Below are 16452 nucleotides of genomic sequence, written 5' to 3' on the forward strand. Positions count from 1 at the left end.
ACCTTGTCGCCTTGGCTGACACCGACCCCGCCGACGGACCGGGGACGCGGATCCTCTGGGCCGTGCGCGGGGCGTCGGTGGAACGGACCTTCGGCGGCGGTGACCTCGACGGGCTGCCTGCTCGTGGAGTCCTCGGCTCACGACTGCGTCAGGCCGTGGAGTCTGGGCGCATCGAGCTGCACACGCAGGTCGCCATCAGCGCCCTGGAACCCAATGTCGACGGGGCCGAGGTCACTGTCGTGATGACGACGCCGGCCGGGCAGCAGCGTCTGGTCGTCGATGTGATCGCCGCTGCCACGGGCTTTCGGCCCGACCTGGTGATGCTGCGCGAGCTGCGCCTGGACCTGGACCCCGGGGTGGAGGCCCCGGCCCGGTTGGCGCCGCTGATCGATCCCGAGTTTCACTCCTGCGGCACCGTCGCCCCGCACGGCGCCGACGTCCTGGCCCACCCCGAAAGAGGCTTCTTCATCGCCGGGATGAAGAGCTACGGCCGGGCCCCGACGTTCCTGCTGGCCACCGGCTACGAGCAGGTGCGATCCATCTCTGCGCACCTGGCCGGTGATGCCGCGGCCGCGGCCGATGTGCGCCTGGACCTGCCCGAGACCGGGGTGTGCTCCACGTCGATCCCCGCGGTCGCCGCTGGGGGCAGAACCGAGACCGACGACGACGTTGTGGGCTCGTGCTGCGGTACCAGCGAGCCTCAGCCGATCAGCATCGGTGTGGGGGCGACCGATGGGGCGCGGCTCGGGTTCCCGACTGGTTTCCAGCACGGTCGCGCAGCTGAGATCCCCTGACCCCTCGGAGTCGAAGTCCTTGGGCCTACTTGGCGAACAGGCGGACATCGGCAAGACCGCGAGGTCGTCGAGCGCGCGGTCGGCGCCATGGCCGGATGTACGTGGAGGGCTGTGACGACCGGTGCGGTCCAGTGCTACTTCGGCCGTCGCCGAGAGTCATCGACCAAGATCACTCCCACTGCTGCCACCGCTAGCAAGCAGAGGAGCACCGTTTGCCAGCCTTGCGGATCGCCGTGAGTCAAGAGCATCAGTACGACCGCCCCCAGGATGGGCACTAGGGCAAGCAGCATCAGCTGCGTGTCCCTCGGTCTTGGCTTCTGCCTCACTCGGGAAGGATGCCGCACGCGGCTGCAACCGCGTCCGCTTCTCGGATGACCGTGAAGTCGGCCTCCATGATCACTACGGCGAGCTACACCTGACCCGTCCCGGAAACACTGGTCGCGGGACGATGGGTCGGGTGAGCTCGGGTACGGGACTGCGGTCTGTGCCGTCGCATAGAGGGCTCGGACGGCGCGGTGGTCGCGTGGCGGTCAAGCCGGCCGTGGCGCGGCGTTGCGGAGTCGGATGCCGCTGTACTCGGATGCGTGTTCGATGACGGCGTCCATGAGCGGCCACAGCGAGGACACCAGGCGAAGCTCGACGTCGTGCTCGGCCAGGGCGCCGGAGCAGTCCTCGACGTGTCGAACGTCGAGAACCAGGACTTTCTGGTCGGCCACCCAGTAGCCGGCGTGCTCGTCGAGCACGGTGAAGCCGGTCGGCTGGAGCTCGTGCACGTCGAGGCCGGCGTGCAGCAGCTGGTGGGCCCAGCGGTGCTCGATGGCCACGACGCGCGAGGAGGTCGATCCCAGGAGCCGGTGTGTGAGGTCGCCAGCGCGCCAGCAGACCCGGGGGCACTGCCGGGGCAGCAGGTAGTGCGGCAGATGCTCCTCGTCCAGGGCCCACACCCACGGTCGACCCTCGTAGGCGGTGCCGGGTGGGGAAGGGCGTGGACTCATGCTCGACAGCGGCCCGGCGTCGGTGACGTGAAACATCCTCGGCACCTGGTCAGGCTAGAGAGCGGCGGTAACAGACGCCCACGGTCCGCGAGATGACCGTGCGCCTGCGTGCACCGCGGGATGACCGTGTGCCTCAGTCTGGCATCGGTAGGAACGCGCCCATGGTGAGGAACGCTGTGCGAGGACCGCCCGAGGACTCAAGATCTGGGCGCTGCAGTGCCTCCGTGATCGCTTCTTCGAACTTGCGCTGGACCATCTCGGCTTGGCCGCGGTTCAACCACACCACGGCGTCGGCGAAGAGGACGGGGTGTCCGGTGCGGGTGCGGGTGGGCACCAGGTCACTGCCCCACACTTCCCCGTCGCGGTTGCGCGCCAAGATCCGGTCGTGGCGGGGAGCTTGAGCCAGCGCGGCGGTGTAGGCGCGAGCGAGGTCGTCGATGATGACCCGTCCGTAGGTGTCCACCCGGTGACGCAGGTCGTCGAAACGCATGGCGGTCATGGGGATGCGGTAGCCGTCGTGGCTGGAGCGGTAGATCTTCACCGCCCGCCCGGCTCGCTGACGTTCTTCAACCACCTGCAGCAGGCCGACCTGGAGCATCCGACGGACGCGGTACAGCAGCGCGTTGGGGGTGACGTCCAACTCGGCGGCGACCTGACTGACCGTGGCCGAGCGGGCCAGGAAGGGGCGCAGGAACCGCACCCGCCGCGGGTCGGTGAGGATCGCCACCTGCGCCGGGTCGGTGACCTCGTGCAGGACCGTGGTGTCGAAGTCGTTCCACGGTGAATTCGACCCTGCCATTTCACCTAGCCTAGGCGCCACCGTCACCGGTGTGAAGCCTGCAAGCACCAGGGCCCTCGGAACCTCTGAACCCCCCGAGATGCCTGGGGCAGCTGCATCGCCGCGCTCAAGGAGCCTGCTGCGCGAACGCGACATTGCGCGGGTCTGGACGGCTGGGCTCGTGGTGTGGGTCGGCAACTACGCGCTGTTCGTGGTGCTGCCCTTTGTGGTCTACCAGGGCACCTCATCCCCGCTGGCGACAGCGATCACGGTGCTGGGCGGGGCGGTGCCACCGGTCCTGGTCGGTCAGCTGGCTGGCGTGCTGGCTGACCGTTGGGACCGGCGCAGTGTGCTGATCGGCGCCAACGCTGTGCTGGCGGCCTTGACTGTGGGCTACCTCCTCATCGACGCCAGCGCCTGGGGTTGGTTGGCGGTGCTGACCTTTGCGCGCAGCTGCGCGGGCCAGCTGGTCGGGCCGGCCGAGAGCGCGCTGCTGCCCGATCTGGCCCCCGCGCAGCGGCTGGAGGAGGCCGCCGCCTTGAACACCTTGAACAACACTCTGGGGCGTCTGGTCGGCCCGGCCCTTGGGGGCACGTTGTTCGCGGCCGGGGGTCTTCCCGCAGCGGCCACGCTGGTGGTGCTGTGCCATCTCGGTGCAGCCGTGACTCTTAGCACCGTGGCCCAGGGCCGTTCCCAGCGCGAGGCTCACAGCGGACCGGGCCTGCTGAGGCAGTGGCGCGAGGGCGCGGTGCTCACCTGGCGGGAGCCGGTGCTGCGGGCCCTGCTGCCGTTGATGCTGGTCATGGCGGTCGGTGAGGGGTTCGTCTCGGCGTTGCTGGCTCCTTTCGCCAGCGACCTGCTCGAGGCCGGGGCGGACGCCGTCGGGTGGATCCTGTCGGCGCAGGCTGTCGGCGGCATCGTCGGTGCGTGGTGGTGCACCCGGAGCCTCGGTCGGCGAGATCCGATGCGCTTGCTGGCCCTCGCCGCGTTGATTGCCGGGGTCCTGCTGGTTCTCACCTTCGGCTACCCACTACTCGATCCGGTCCTGTGGCCGGCGGTGGTGCTAACGGCGGTCGCCGGTGCGCCATTCGCGGTGGTGGCTGCGGCGCAGGGACTGTTGTTGCAGCGTCATGCTGCTCCCGCGGCGCGCGGGAGGGTCTTCGCGCTCTGTTGGGGGTTGTCCTCGTTGGTGCAAATTGTGGCGATCGGGGCCGCCGGTGTGCTGGCGCAGCGGGTGGGCAGCCTGGTCATCATGGTCGACGCTGTTGCCTACGTCGTGGTCGGCGCGATGGGGCTGGCCGCTTCGAGCAGGCTCCGGCGAGCGGTCGCTGGGAGGCCAGCTGTCGAGGTGGACGACGCTCCTGGCTGAGCAGTCGGTCTCCATAGGGGACTCTGAACTGCCACGCCCTCCCCCTTGGCCTGTGGGTGAAGGTCTCAGGTGCGGATCAGAGTTTCGACCGCGATGGCGAGCACATCGCGGGATGACCGTGACGTCAGCGACGGAGACAGAGTTCAGTCGGCCCCGCGGTCACGTCTGCTCGGCGTCGTGCTCGTGGTGGTTGACGCCAGCTTGGCCGGCGGCCTCGAAGCCGGGCCAGCCGGAGCGACGCACCGCATCGGCGCGGCCCTGGTAGTCGTCCTCGTCGATCGCGACCAGCCGCTCCGGGCCCATGACGCCGTCGTGCTGGAAGACGCCCTGGACGTCGACCCAGTCCACGCAGGCGTGCTTCTCTCCGCTGCTGGTCACCCGCCCCGGGTGGCCCGGCTGCAACGCCAGCAACTCGGTGACGTGGTCATCGCCGACGAAGCGAACTGGAGTCCCCGCGGGGAAGGCTTCACCACCGGCGATCCATGGAGCTTCGGACCAGGCGGCCATCGCCCGCTCGTCCTGCCAGGGAAAACCGGCCCAGCCCGACGTCCGCAACCGCTCGCTGTCGCGCTGGTGCTCCTGCTCGGTGATCAGTTCCAGCCAGTCAGGATCCAGGCGGCCGTTGTACTGCAAGACCTCGGGCACGTCGGTCCAGTCGATGACGGCGTGGGCCTCATCGGCGGCGATGAGCAGCCCGGTGTGGCCCGGTTGCAGGTGCAGCCGACCGGCGACGTCGTCCGGGCCGCGCCAGCGCACATAGCTGCAGATGGGGAGGTGGTCCAGGCGGTGGGAGGGGTGCGGCTCGGCCCGCCACGCTGTGAGGAAGTCCTTGTCGTCGACCGGGAAGCCGGGGCAGCCGGAGGCGCGCAACTGCTCGACTGCGTGGTGGTGCTCCCGCTCGGAGACGACCTCCAGCCAGTTGGCCTGGAGGTGACCGTGGTGCTGGCGGATACCGCCGGTGTCGGAGAAGGCGTCGGCCCAGTTGATGAGTGTGTGCTCCTCGTCGCCGTAGACGAGGAAGCCGGGGTGACCCGGTTGCAGGTGCAGTCGGCGGGCGACGTCGTCGGGACCGCGCCAGCGGATGAAGAGGCGGTGGGTCCACTCATCCAGGCGGGGGTGCGTGCGAGGGCTCGGTGTGTTGTTCACCGGTGGTCTCCTTGCCGCCTGGGCCAGGTCGGGTAGCGGTTGCTACCGCTCACCAGGAGGGCGACTTGGTCAAGGTAGCTGGGACGGCGGGGAGGGAACCAGCTTGACCGCGGCCACCGGCGCGAGCGGACGTCTCCGGGCGGCCGTGGTCGCGCACTGACCGGGATGACCGTGCGCTCCGCGCGCACCGCGGGATGGCCGTGAAGTGACCGGTCGGTCCCGCGTCGTCGCAGGACACCAGCTAGTCCCGAATCGTGTCGGTGGCTTGCGACCACTTGCAGCGCCAGGTGTCCTCGTCATCGCGCACGTACACATCGAGGTGCCAGCACTTCAGGTGTCCGCCTCCGCCTGACGTCGCGATGTCGATGACGGACAGGTACCGGACCACAGCGACGGACCCCGATGCTTCGACCTGGATCTCGGACTGCGGTTCGAAGCGTGTGTAGTCGATGCTGCCGTCGTACAGGCCGCTGAGGTAGGTCTGTCGGTCCCAGAGGTCGCCGCTGGGGGTGCACAGCACGAAGTCGGCGTGGTGCAGGTCTTCGAGGACGCGGCGGTCGACGTCGACGATCGCTCGAAGTCGGGTCCGTTCCAGGTCGACGATGTTCACGGTTTGACCCTAGGGCGGTCCGATGGGGGCGGACTCTCGGTCGTGGGACGTCTGTGGCGCGCGCTTCTGCACTGGCTAAAGGGTGATCGCGCGGAGTGCGGGATGACCGTGACGTCGCGAAGGGCACCAGGACCAGTCGAACGCCGTTCCCGTCACGAGCAGCTTGGTCAACCGATTCGCGGCCATGTGGTGCGATCCGCCGAGGTGGAAATCAGTCCGGACTGGACCATGATCAAAGCATGTGCTCGAGTCGAGCAGGGCCTGTCATTGTGCGAGCTATGGATCACGGATCGACAGATGGCTCTATCGACGGGTCCCACGGATGCTTGATCGTCTCCGGCGTCCCTGGAGCGGGGAAGTCCACTGTCGCCGCTCTGGTGGCCCAGGCACTGCCCCGTAGTGCGGTCGTGGACGCCGATGCAGTGGCGATGATGGTGCGCAGCGGTGGAGTCGGCCCCGTTGACGAGCCCGCCGAGGAAGCTCGCGCCCAGCTGATGCTGCGCGCCCGCAACGTGTGCCTGCTCGCGGGCTCCTTCTCCGAGGCGGGCTTCTTCCCCGTCATCGACCACGTCGTCGCCGACGCGGTGATGTTGGACGCGATGGTGGAGTGGTGGCGCCGGCGCCGGTGTGGTTCGTGACCCTGGCGCCAGACCTGGCGGCCGCAGCTCAGCGCAACACTCAGCGCCCCAGCATCGAGCAGATCGACTACGACATCTCCGGTCTGCACGCCACGATCGAAGACCAGCTCGGTGCACGCGGCTGGTACTTCGACACCACGCACCTGGACGCTGCTTCCACCGCGCGGAAGGTCCTCGTGGAGGCGCCCCGCCGGGGGACTGTCACGGCGAGCCGCCAGGGGTGACTGCCAACAGCGCGAACGGGCTGACCGTCAGGTGCATGATCATCCCGACCCAGCGTTCGTCGGGTCTGCGCGGGGTTGTGATCCTTGTGCCGCTCAGTGGGCAGGACGACGTCCGCAACTCGACAGAAGCGTGAAGGCGGGTCAGGTGCCGGAGGCCATGTAGGCGGCGAGGATGTAGTTGGGGTGGCGGTCCAGGGTGGTCCGGGCCCGGTCGTAGCGCATGGTGGTGCGGGGGTCGGCGTGGCGGGCGGCGATCTGCACGTCCCTGAGATCGACGCCGGCGTCGAGCATGGTGGTGACGTAGGTGTGGCGCAGCATGTGCGGGTGCATCCGCGGTAGCCGGATGCGGGCGTCGGCGGCCAGGTGGCGCAGGCGACGGGTCGCAGAGTGGCGGTCGATGCGTCCGCCGCGGGTGTTCAGCATCAGCGCGCCCGTGGGGCGGTCGCCGATGCTGCGGTCCACTGCCCGTCCGACGGCTGGGGCCAGCGGGACCAGGACGATTTTGTGGCCCTTACCGACCACGCGCAGGACGCGGTGGCCGTGCTCTTCCCCGAGGTCGGTGATGTCCAGGGCGCAGGCCTCGAAGATGCGCAGGCCCAGCAGCCCCAGCAGGCAGACCAGGGCGAAGTCGCAGGGGTTGGCCGAGTCCCGCGACGTGGCGAGCAGGGCTTCGAGCTGCAGGTGCGACAGTCCCAGCGTGGGCGATTCCGGGGGGACGTTGGGGCGGCGGACGTAGTCGGCCGGTGAATGCTCCAAGACCTCGTCGACGACGCAGGTCCGGTAGAAGCTCGCGACGACCGAGGTCCGCCGCGACACGGTGGACGCGGCGAAGTGCTGGGTCTCCTGCATCCACCGCACGTAGAGCTCGATGTGCGGTCGGCGGGCGGCCAGGGGGTTGAGCTGACGCAGTTGGCACCAGGTGAGGTAGGCGCGCAGATCGGAGTCGGCGTGGCGTCGGGTCTCCCCGTGGTAGCGGGCGAGGTAGGCGGCGACGGCGAGACGGAGGGGGTCGGTGCGCCAGGTGCCGTCACCGAGGGCGATGGGCAGGTGGGTGGGGGTGTCTGAAGGCTGGGTCATGACCGAGCATGCGCTGAGGACGGTACGCACGTCAGTCGTGCTCGGCGGTTCTGTCCACCACGAGGCCGTCGGCCATGATGGTGATCACGACCTGTGCCGACGTGTCGAGTCAGGCCCTCATGACGTCGTCAAGGTCGCCGCCCACACGGCATACCCGTCTGCGCCGACAGGGCCAGAACGCCGGAAGGTCCGGCGAGACAGCACACGGGCCATCTCCTGGTTCTCGTCATGGACCACCGCGGCCACGAGGACTTCGACTGCCTGCAGCTGCGCCGCGCCCGCACGCAGCAGGTCCATGCGCGCGTCCACTGCCGAGCCGCCGACCCCGCTGTGCCGGGCGTCAGCACGTACGGCCAAGACGCTGAGCTGGCCAGCGGCCACACCGCTGGGACGAAGGGTCGCCGGCTCGTACTCGCAGACGCCTTCCAGAAGCCCGTCCTGGCCCCGGTACAGCAGGGCCCGTGGACGCCGGTCTGGTTCGCGGCGTGGGGAGGGCAACGTGCTGGCCAGGTACTGCAGCTCCTCGATGACGTGGCGCTCCCACAGCGGGGGACGGCGGCTGAGGGCTGTGATGAAGTCCTTCAGCTCTCTTCGCGAGGTCGAACCGTTGTGCAGCGGGACCCAGTCGTTCAGGACTGAACCTGAGACTGGCCCTGAGACTGGACTCCTCGCGGCGCCAGGACGGTCTGCTCGATCAGCTGGTCCAGCTGGGCCTCGCTCACCCGCGGACGTCCCCTCGGAGCTGTCGGCACTGGGCGCGGGCGGCGCAGCAGACCCCGCGCGGCGTCCTCAAGGTGGTCGGCGCTGCGCCAGCGCAGGACGCGAAGCGCCTGCCGGGTCTGGTCGCTGAGCATGGCTCCATCGTAGTCGCCGGCGGGCCACCGCGCTGGGTGCTCGGTCGGCCGCTGGCCGGGCCTGGGGCTGCTGCGACTCGCCGGGTGAGGGAGCGGGGCCACTGGGGTGATTCGATGAGACAACGACCACGACCAGCGGGATGACCCTGAAGTCTCCTGACAAGATCGGCAAGTGCCTTGGAAGCCGCCGATGCACGAAAGGCCCCAGCGCGATGAACGCGTCGAGGCGTGTCGCGACCGCGCAGCTCACCTGCAGCACGCTGACGGTCGCCTGGCAGTGCTGTACTGCCGCGTCGACACCAGCTGGACCTGCACGGGCGGGCACTTGTGGTGGCGGCGCTGGTCAGCCCCGCACTACCGACTCGAAGGACTCTGGTTCGAGGATGACGACCTGGTCAGCGACTTCGTCACCGATGGGCAGGAGCTGGCGGCGACTCTCGACGACTTCGACCAGGGTGTCTTCGTCTTCGTGGGCGAGCGGTGGCAGGTGCGATGGATGGACGATGACGCCTCTCGTGCCTTCCGCGAGAGGCAGGACATCGACGTCTACCAACCGTGATCCTGACGCGCAGATCGCGGGATGACAGTGAGGTCAGTCAGCTAGGAGAGTCCTTCGTTGAAGCTAGTCCAGTCGGACTCAAGGAGTGAAGGGATAAGTGCCCGGTCCCCTTCGACTGGTACGGACCGCGCCCTCTTGGAGTGCTGGGCGGAGAATTCTAGTCAGACGCGGCAGAGCGTCCGCACCCGAGGTACTGGAAGGAGACATCCTCCTCTTCAAGGATGCTTTCCGTGAGGTCACGCAGAGCGTCGAATTCCTCGGTCCCGGGAGTATCGCTAGATGCCGGACCATCAACTTCTAGGGCGCGCTCTTCTGTGGGCACCCGATCCATGCGCACGATGAGGCCGCGCTCTGACAAGGCCCGAAGGGCAATGCTCTCCCGGTCTTCTGTGATCTTGTAAGCGACTGTGATGTTTACGCTCATAAAAAAGACCGTAACAGGCGCCGGGTGTCCGGCGCTAGCCTTGGGGGAAGTTCTAGCCCTTGTCCTATGGCTGCCCAGCCTGGGCCCTAGCCGACACAACTGGGCAGCAGTGTGAATGGAATGGCGGGGCCCGGGAAGTGCCCTGGAGGACACTTCCCAGACCCATTAGCTCACGGCGCGAAATTGCGCCACAGGAACGCGATCGCTAGTCGGTAACGCCATCATCCGCCCATAGCCAGACTTTACCGTCTTTGGCGTTGGGTCCGATGCAGGTCCAGTACGCGCTGTGAAGCCTTACTCCAGCGAGGGCGCAGGTGTTGCGATCCTTGTACTTGCCCTTGAGTACGACTGAACTGGCGCGTTGGGTGCCCTGGACCCCCTGTGTCGCATCCGCCCCTGGCTTGTCCGTCTTCAGTCCTAGCGGTTGTGCATATGCTTGCTGACCCACCCCGACCACCCCCAACGCTGAGATCAGTAGAGACGCGACAGCAATTCTCGGCTTTACGGAAGACATGTTTATTTCCACCTCCGGTTCGAATTTATTTGCGATTGCTACATGCGCTCGTAGGTCCACAATTGATACAGGCCCCTGTCGGGTCCACTCGAGACTTTGTAGCAACCATAGCGTTTTGGTTGGGCGTTACCCGCCAGGACGCATTGCAGCTCGGTTTTGAAGAATCGTCCAGTAGGAAGAAAGTATTCCCTTCCCTGCGTACTAGATGCAGAGGCATCTCTTACGGTCGCAGCCAGAGTTGCTGGCTCGGCATGGGCGACAGTTGCAGTCGCTGACCATAAGAGACCGCCGAGTACCAGTGCTGGAATCAGTCGTGATTTGACCACTCTCATACTCCATTCATCGACGACATTGACGATTGGACAGGACGTGCCGCTGTGTTCAAAACGCATCGGCATCGACTCTGATCTGATGTTGTTCCCTGTGTGGAGCCCATGTCAAGAGGCAACTGAACGTGAACCTGAGGAACACCGATCAAGGTCGAAAGCAAGCTTCTGTAACTTGTGGTCACTTCTTTATTTTGGCGCCGAGTGCACTTTTTTTTGGGGGGGGGGGGGGGGCCAAGTTTCGAGAGGCCGGCACAGTGGGCTCGCTGTGCGCGTGGACACCCGGGTGTTACGGCCAACTCGGAGGCGGGTCGGAACGTTGATATGGACGCGGGCGCGGTCATCGGCATAGTGAATCGTTCTGCGAGCCGCATCAGGCCGGACTGAGGCCCTTGAGGGTCTTGATCGCAGAGACGTCCTCCTGGTGCGCTACTCGGGCTTGGTGTCCCAGCGCAGAAGGAGGACGTCGATGTCCAAGGCTAGTCAGATCTCTCGCGGTGACAAGAGCCGCAACGCCCGCCTCGGGCGGCTGCGCGAGCTGGTCCCGACCACGTCGGCGATCGTCGGGATCGACCTCGCCGATGCGAAGCAGATGGTCGTCGTCTGCGACCACGACTCCCGCGTCCTGGCCCGCAAGACGTTCCGGGTCCGGGCCTGGGACCTGGGCTCGGCGCTGGACTGGGCTGCGGAGAAGGCGGCGAAGGTCGGCTTCGCGGGCGTGACGGTGGCTTGTGAGCCGACCGGTCACCGGTGGCGGATCCTGGGCCAGCTCGCCGCGGAGCGGGGCATGGCGTTCGTCTGCGTCCAGCCGCTGATCTCGGCTTGGGCTCGGCGAGGGGAAGACCTCACCAGCGACAAGACCGACGAGAAGGACGCCGTCATCATCGCGCGTCTGACCGCGCAGCTGCGCTGCTATGTCCCCGAGCCGGTGGATGAGACGTGGGGCCGACTACGCCACCTCGGGGCCCGGCGTGAACGGCTGGTGGTTGAGCTGACCGCCCAGATCCAGCAGGTGCGGGACCTGCTCGAGTGCGTCTGGCCGGCCGCGTTGACCGCGGCGAACTACCCGTTCCGCTCCACGACCTGGGCGGCGACGATGACGGTCATCCTCGACCGCGACGGCGGCGACTTCGCCCGCACCAAGCGGCTGGGCCTGAAGCGGTTGGAGAACCAGGTCCGCAAGGAGGTGATCCGTTGGGGCGGTGAGAAACCGACGCTGCGGATCACCCGGAACATGTTCGTCGCACTGGAGGACCGGGCCGGGGTCATCGCCCACCGCCGCGGGGCGCTGGAGCGGGTGGAGTTCGTCCTGGCCGACTGGCGGGAGACCCGCCAGCGACGCCTCGAGGTCGAGCAGCGCATGGTCGCGGTCCTCGACGAGTTGGGGCTGACGGAACTGATCACCTCCATCCCGGGCTTGGGCGCGGTGGGGGCGGCGACGATCCTGGCCGAGACCGGGGATCCGCACCGGTTCACCTCCGCGCGAGCGTTGGTGAAGCACGCCGGCTTAGCGCCACGGGAACGATCCTCGGGGACGTTCGTGGGCCGCACGAGGGTCACCGGCCAGGGCCGGCCGGGACTGCGGTTGGCGGCTTGGCGCGGGATCTGGGGGACGTTGCGCGCCAACCCGGTTCACGCTGCCCGCTACACGTATCTGACGACGCGGGAGCACAACCGGCTGAAGCCGACGCAGGCGCAGGCTGCGGTCGCGGCGGCGTTGCTGCGGCAGTTGTACGCCGTCATCGTCGCCGGCCGCCGTTGGGATCCCGACGTCGCCACCTTCGGCTTGCGTCGGCGTCCGGTGGAGGTCGCCGCCTGAGGACCTGACCGGGAAGTCCAGCCGCCGCTGAGGAACTCAGCGCGCCACGTTCTGCATCACCTGCTGGTGGGGCGAGCTCCTCTCGACATCGAGGCCAAATCTTGGACCTCGCCGCACATCTTGAGCAGCCCCGCCCGTCGTCTCTTCAACCCGATCACACGCTGCTGGGCGCGAGCCCCGTCACCGCTATGCAGGGCACCGACGACGAGTAGGGCACCCCGCCAGGACTTGACGCAGAACGTCTCACGCTGATGTGCGTGAAGTCCCGACCGCGCGGACGGCGGGATGACCGTGCACGACCCTCTCAGACTCGTCAGGATGCTGCCGGTGACGATCTTCTGGCCGACGTTCATCGGTGGTGTCGTAGCGCTCCTCATCGGAGTCTTGTTCTGGCGCGGGGCGAGCAGAGTCGTGGGCCCGATGCGTGACCTGCAGCGGCAGGTCAACGGTGAACGAGTCGCCTCGACCATCACGGCCAGGAACCTTCGGTGGGGTGCCGGAGGGTGGATCGTGATTGGGGCCGTCCTGATCGTGGCATCGCTTCTCGGGCTGGACTGGTAGCCGACCACGGGCCTCTCGGGTGAACGGCGCCGAGCCCAGCAACCGTCCTCAACTCGGCCTGACCGCAAGATTTCCTTCACGGGCTGAGCGCGCCGTGAAACGGGGCAGGTCACTGCGGCGCAGGGATCGTCAGCGCCTGCAGCTTCGGGTCAGTCACGATGGCCTGCAGAGTCGCGGTAGTGACCGCTGAGTCCTTGGGGTAGACGCTGTCAACGGGGATGTCGGGGGCAGCGATGGAACCGTCCACGCTGATCGTCCGGCCGTCGGGGAAGTAGAGCGCCGCGAACGGCTGGACCGGTCGGGCGGGCTCGGGCATCGACCCCAACTGCACCAGGGTCCGCATCGTCCCGACCGTCAGAACGCTGCCGTCGGCCAGCGTCTGCTGCGAACACGAGACGGCGTCCTCGCAGATCACGTCCAAGCCGGTGAGGTCCTTGGGGGTGGCGTTTCGACTCACGTCGATCCCAAGGGTGACCGCCGGTGAGGTGGCGGTGCTGGTCGCCTTCCAGATCAGGGTCGTCTTGGAGGGCGATCGCCAACCTTCGACGCTGCTGCCGGCGGAATAGCCCGGCAGGTGAGCTTCAACGACGGTGCCGATGGTGTCGGCAACCGCGGCGGTCACGCTGGGGTCGACCTCGACGTCACCACCTTGACCGGTCTTCAATGGTGTCGGGGCCGGGTCAGACTGGCCCAGGGCGGGGCCGGCCACGGACAGGGCCAACGGTGCGGGGTCCATGAGGTGCGCCCCGCCCACGGCCCCGCCGGTCAGCAGAACAGCGGCCAGGGCGCCGACGCCCCAGCGGGTCCGGCGTTGACGGCGCAGTCTGGTGCGGCCGCGACCGGCGGCTTCGGCGATGAAGGCTGAGCAGTCCTGCACGGGCCCGGCGGCGGCGCGCAGGTCAGCGCGCAGGGCGTCGGAGAAGGGGTCGTGGGTCTGGGTGTTCACGAGCGGGTCCAATCCACGAAGGAGACAGCGGAGGAGGAGGAGACGTCCGGGCTCGGTCGGTCAGGCTGGGGTGGTTCCCCGTCAGCACGGTCGGGTAGGGCCTGGCGCAACCGGGCCAGGGCCCGGGAGGCTTGGCTCTTGACGGTGCCGACGCTGATGTCGAGGAGGTCGGCGACCTGCTCGTCGCTGCGGTCGTCGAGATAGCGCAGGACGACCACAGCGCGCTGGCGCGGTGGCAGCGGCCGCAGGACCGCGAGGAGATCGGCGCGCTGTTCGAGGTCGACCAGCGGCTGAGAGCGGTCGGCCCCGACGAGGTAGTCGTCGATGTCGCGGACGGCTTCGTGGCGGTGGGAGCGGCTGCGCCAGCGTGAGGTGGCGGCGTTGGTCAGGGCGCGGCGGGCGTAGGCGTTGGGGTCTTGGATGCGGGGCCAGCGGGCGTACATCTTGGCGTAGACGTCTTGGAGGAGGTCTTCACCGATGTGGAAGTCGCCAGCCAGCAGTCGGGCGATGCGCCGCAGCTGCGGGGTCGCCTCGTGTGCCCAGGAGGTGAAGTGCTCTTCCCGGTTCATGTCGTCCACACTGCCCTGACGCCAGAGCCTCAAGATCTGGTTGCACGTCGGGTCGTTGCATCTGGCGGGCGCTGACGTCGCCCAGGCCAGTGCTCGAGCTGCGTCTCATCCGCTCCTCGACATGAGCGCGATGTCTGCGGGATGACCGTGCGCCCGCGCGCACCGGGGTGAGCGCAGGACTTCAGCCAGAGCCGGGGACTTCCCCCACGACGGTGGCTCCCCGGCGTCAACGCACCGGAAAGGGCGCGAAGTCGCTGCGCCACTGCTTCGCTGCCGCGAGCAGCTGGGTCCGGTCAGTCCAGAACGGGATGCTGTACTCGTAGATGCGGGGCTTGGGCCCCGCCCCCAAATTGGACTTGCCTGCCACCGCCTCCAGGGACAGGTGCACGCGCAGCAGCCTCTGCTCGCCCTCCACCGCGGCCACGCTGAAGGCCAGGTTGGGCTCGATGAACATCAGAGTGCTCGTCACCATGTGGGAGCCGGGGTCGTCTCTGGGCTCGAGGCGTCCTTCGGCCAGGGCGTGCAGCCAGTCCAGCAGCTCCTGCGCCTCCCACGTGGTCAAGCTCGGATCGTCGAACGTCCACGACTCTCCGGCTGCGGTGCGCACCATTCCGTGCTCGACGAGCCAGTTGGCATCCAGCTCGCCGGCAATGGTGAAGTCCGGGTACTCGTAGCCGCTGGGTCGTAGCTCGAAGACGGCGCCGTCGGTGGAGGTGAGCTGCACCTGGAGAGCATCCCGCGTCTGCGTTGGCGGGGATGCTCGACGTGGTGCTTGGTCCTGCCCCGATCGCGTTGCTCGAGGCCGCTCAGTCTTCGGCATGAGCGGACGTCCGGCCGGGCGTGAACACAATCCGTCTGCGCATGACCTTGATGCGGTTGGGGGCGAACGAGGTGAGACCGACCGCCCCTGACCTCAGGGCTCCTCGGCAGCCTCAGGGGATGTAGCCCTGACCGCCGGCGCGACCGTTGTCGATCTGCCGGCTGATCTCGCGGGCTGCCGCGGCCCGTTCACCACTGTCCTGCTGGGCGGACCGGTAGAGGCGCACGTTCAAGTCCCAACGCCATGCCAAGATCCCGAGTCCAATGACCACGGCCGCCACAAGCGCAATCCAGACCATGGATCGACGGTAGAGCCTTCGCCCCGTTTGGCGAGTTTTGAGCGCTCAAGCGTGCGCGGCACCGATATGTGTGGACGGTCGTCGACGTCCCGGTCAGCGGGCTGGCCGAGAGGTCGCTCGGCCAGCACTTTGCGGTGACTTTGAGGCAGCTGACAGACCCTCTTCGCGGGATGACCGTGCGCTGCGCGCACCGCGGGATGACCGTGAAGTCGACCAGGCTGGGTACTGAGCTCCTCGACCCTGGAGAAGGCTGGCTAGGGTCGGTCCGTGCACGCGATCGACGTCGGTACCGGAACGCCCCTGATCCTCCTGCACGGCTTCGGCGTGGATCACCGTCTCCTCCTGCCTCTGGATCCCACCATCGAGGCGGCCGGTGGGTGGCGGCGCATCTACCTCGACCTGCCCGGTACCGCCGGCACTCCGATCGGCGACGTCGCCTCTACCCGCGATGTCGTCGACGCCGTCGAGCAGGAGATCGCTGAGCGGATCGGGGAGGAGCCTTTCGCCATCCTGGGCAACTCCTTCGGCGCGATGATCGCCCGCCAGGTCGCCCACGACCTGCGGCCTCAAGTCCTCGGCCTCGCCACCCTGGCCGGGGTCTTCGTCGCCGAGCACGCACGACGGGTCGTGCCGCCGCAGACGGTGCTGCGCACCGACCCCGAGGCGTTGGCTCTGGCCGGGCAGGTAGGGCAGGACGTGGCCAAGGACTACGCCGAGATGGCGGTGGTGCAGACCGTGGAGAACGCACGAGCGTTCCTGGACCACGTCTACCCGGGTCTGCGCGCGGTCGATGAGCCTGGGCTGGAGCGCATCGCCGCCCGGTACACGCTGCAGCGGGAGCCGGAGGACGCTGACCCGGCGCCGTTCACCCCGCCGTGCCTGTTGATCACTGCCCGCCAGGACCAGGTCGTGGGCTATGAAGATGCTTGGGCTCGCCGAGAGCACTACCCGCGTGCCACGTTCGTCGTCCTGGATGCCGCGGGACACAACGCCCACCTCGACCAGCCGGTGTTGACGAACGCTCTGCTCACGGAGTGGTTGGGCCGCGTGCGTGCCGCTGCTGGCGGCTGATTCCCGGGAAGGGGCTTGGGGTGTCGCCTGCACGCAGGTCGATGGTCGAGGACGTTCGCG

16 protein-coding genes are annotated in these 16452 nt (G+C 67.9%); 7 read left to right on the forward strand and 9 right to left on the reverse strand.

Annotation, left to right across the window (positions count from 1 at the left end; genetic code table 11):
* Window positions 1-11: 11 nt before the first annotated feature.
* Window positions 12-794: a hypothetical protein gene (locus ACFEMC_RS10425; protein ID WP_380176071.1), complete on the forward strand. Its 783-nt coding sequence runs from the start codon at window positions 12-14 to the stop codon at window positions 792-794.
* A gap of 530 nt (window positions 795-1324) precedes the next feature.
* Here ACFEMC_RS10425 and ACFEMC_RS10430 read toward each other — a convergent pair.
* On the reverse strand, window positions 1325-1825 hold the full coding sequence (locus ACFEMC_RS10430) for a DUF6886 family protein (RefSeq protein WP_380176724.1): 501 nt from the start codon (window positions 1823-1825) through the stop codon (window positions 1325-1327).
* Window positions 1826-1922: 97 nt separating this feature from the next.
* Window positions 1923-2615 carry a hypothetical protein gene (locus ACFEMC_RS10435; protein WP_380176922.1) on the reverse strand — a complete coding sequence of 231 codons (693 nt, stop codon included), beginning with the start codon at window positions 2613-2615 and terminating at the stop codon, window positions 1923-1925.
* A 52-nt stretch (window positions 2616-2667) separates the two neighbouring features.
* Between ACFEMC_RS10435 and ACFEMC_RS10440 the strand changes: the two genes are divergently transcribed.
* Window positions 2668-3936, forward strand: coding sequence for an MFS transporter (locus ACFEMC_RS10440; RefSeq protein ID WP_380176725.1), 1269 nt, complete (start codon window positions 2668-2670; stop codon window positions 3934-3936).
* A gap of 159 nt (window positions 3937-4095) precedes the next feature.
* On the opposite strand, the gene ACFEMC_RS10445 is transcribed toward ACFEMC_RS10440, so the two are convergent.
* Together ACFEMC_RS10445 and ACFEMC_RS10450 are read right to left on the reverse strand one after the other, a co-directional pair.
* The gene (locus ACFEMC_RS10445; RefSeq protein WP_380176073.1) at window positions 4096-5082 is read right to left on the reverse strand and encodes a hypothetical protein; all 987 of its coding nucleotides are present in this window, start codon (window positions 5080-5082) and stop codon (window positions 4096-4098) included.
* Between the two features lie 241 nt (window positions 5083-5323).
* The gene (locus ACFEMC_RS10450; RefSeq protein ID WP_380176075.1) at window positions 5324-5692 is read right to left on the reverse strand and encodes a nuclear transport factor 2 family protein; all 369 of its coding nucleotides are present in this window, start codon (window positions 5690-5692) and stop codon (window positions 5324-5326) included.
* A 407-nt stretch (window positions 5693-6099) separates the two neighbouring features.
* Between ACFEMC_RS10450 and ACFEMC_RS10455 the strand changes: the two genes are divergently transcribed.
* Window positions 6100-6330, forward strand: coding sequence for a hypothetical protein (locus ACFEMC_RS10455; protein WP_380176077.1), 231 nt, complete (start codon window positions 6100-6102; stop codon window positions 6328-6330).
* Window positions 6327-6554, forward strand: coding sequence for a hypothetical protein (locus ACFEMC_RS10460; RefSeq protein ID WP_380176079.1), 228 nt, complete (start codon window positions 6327-6329; stop codon window positions 6552-6554). The genes ACFEMC_RS10455 and ACFEMC_RS10460 overlap by 4 nt, the downstream gene beginning before the upstream one ends.
* A 141-nt stretch (window positions 6555-6695) precedes the next feature.
* On the opposite strand, the gene ACFEMC_RS10465 is transcribed toward ACFEMC_RS10460, so the two are convergent.
* The gene (locus tag ACFEMC_RS10465) at window positions 6696-7631 is read right to left on the reverse strand and encodes a tyrosine-type recombinase/integrase (protein WP_380176081.1); all 936 of its coding nucleotides are present in this window, start codon (window positions 7629-7631) and stop codon (window positions 6696-6698) included.
* 117 nt (window positions 7632-7748) lie between these two features.
* Window positions 7749-7928, reverse strand: a complete 180-nt coding sequence (locus ACFEMC_RS10470; protein ID WP_380176083.1) for a hypothetical protein — start codon at window positions 7926-7928, stop codon at window positions 7749-7751.
* A gap of 729 nt (window positions 7929-8657) precedes the next feature.
* Between ACFEMC_RS10470 and ACFEMC_RS10475 the strand changes: the two genes are divergently transcribed.
* The gene (locus tag ACFEMC_RS10475; protein ID WP_380176085.1) at window positions 8658-9044 is read left to right on the forward strand and encodes a hypothetical protein; all 387 of its coding nucleotides are present in this window, start codon (window positions 8658-8660) and stop codon (window positions 9042-9044) included.
* A 1733-nt stretch (window positions 9045-10777) separates the two neighbouring features.
* On the forward strand, window positions 10778-12127 hold the full coding sequence (locus ACFEMC_RS10480; protein ID WP_380176086.1) for an IS110 family transposase: 1350 nt from the start codon (window positions 10778-10780) through the stop codon (window positions 12125-12127).
* A 670-nt stretch (window positions 12128-12797) separates the two neighbouring features.
* Here the strand turns inward: ACFEMC_RS10480 and ACFEMC_RS10485 are convergent.
* The 3 genes from ACFEMC_RS10485 to ACFEMC_RS10495 all read right to left on the reverse strand — a co-directional run bounded on the left by ACFEMC_RS10485 (window position 12798) and on the right by ACFEMC_RS10495 (window position 14927).
* On the reverse strand, window positions 12798-13646 hold the full coding sequence (locus tag ACFEMC_RS10485) for a hypothetical protein (RefSeq protein WP_380176088.1): 849 nt from the start codon (window positions 13644-13646) through the stop codon (window positions 12798-12800).
* A complete protein-coding gene (locus ACFEMC_RS10490; RefSeq protein WP_380176090.1) occupies window positions 13631-14203 on the reverse strand; it encodes a SigE family RNA polymerase sigma factor in 573 nt (190 codons plus the stop codon). Before ACFEMC_RS10490 ends, ACFEMC_RS10485 begins: the two co-directional genes overlap by 16 nt.
* A 226-nt stretch (window positions 14204-14429) precedes the next feature.
* Window positions 14430-14927, reverse strand: a complete 498-nt coding sequence (locus tag ACFEMC_RS10495) for a hypothetical protein (protein ID WP_380176092.1) — start codon at window positions 14925-14927, stop codon at window positions 14430-14432.
* A gap of 661 nt (window positions 14928-15588) precedes the next feature.
* Here ACFEMC_RS10495 and ACFEMC_RS10500 point away from each other — a divergent pair.
* A complete protein-coding gene (locus ACFEMC_RS10500) occupies window positions 15589-16392 on the forward strand; it encodes an alpha/beta fold hydrolase (protein ID WP_380176094.1) in 804 nt (267 codons plus the stop codon).
* Window positions 16393-16452: the final 60 nt, after the last annotated feature.

It is taken from the genome of Kineococcus sp. DHX-1 (assembly GCF_042473625.1).
GTDB lineage: Bacteria > Actinomycetota > Actinomycetes > Actinomycetales > Kineococcaceae > Kineococcus.

Bases quoted from the DNA above. Each gene is read 5' to 3' on its own strand.
- ACFEMC_RS10430 (WP_380176724.1), bottom strand. From the start codon at position 1,825: ATGTTTCACGTCACCGACGCCGGGCCGCTGTCGAGCATGAGTCCACGC.
- ACFEMC_RS10440 (WP_380176725.1), top strand. From the start codon at position 2,668: ATGCCTGGGGCAGCTGCATCGCCGCGCTCAAGGAGCCTGCTGCGCGAA.
- ACFEMC_RS10465 (WP_380176081.1), bottom strand. From the start codon at position 7,631: ATGACCCAGCCTTCAGACACCCCCACCCACCTGCCCATCGCCCTCGGT.
- ACFEMC_RS10470 (WP_380176083.1), bottom strand. From the start codon at position 7,928: ATGGACCTGCTGCGTGCGGGCGCGGCGCAGCTGCAGGCAGTCGAAGTC.
- ACFEMC_RS10480 (WP_380176086.1), top strand. From the start codon at position 10,778: ATGTCCAAGGCTAGTCAGATCTCTCGCGGTGACAAGAGCCGCAACGCC.
- ACFEMC_RS10490 (WP_380176090.1), bottom strand. From the start codon at position 14,203: ATGAACCGGGAAGAGCACTTCACCTCCTGGGCACACGAGGCGACCCCG.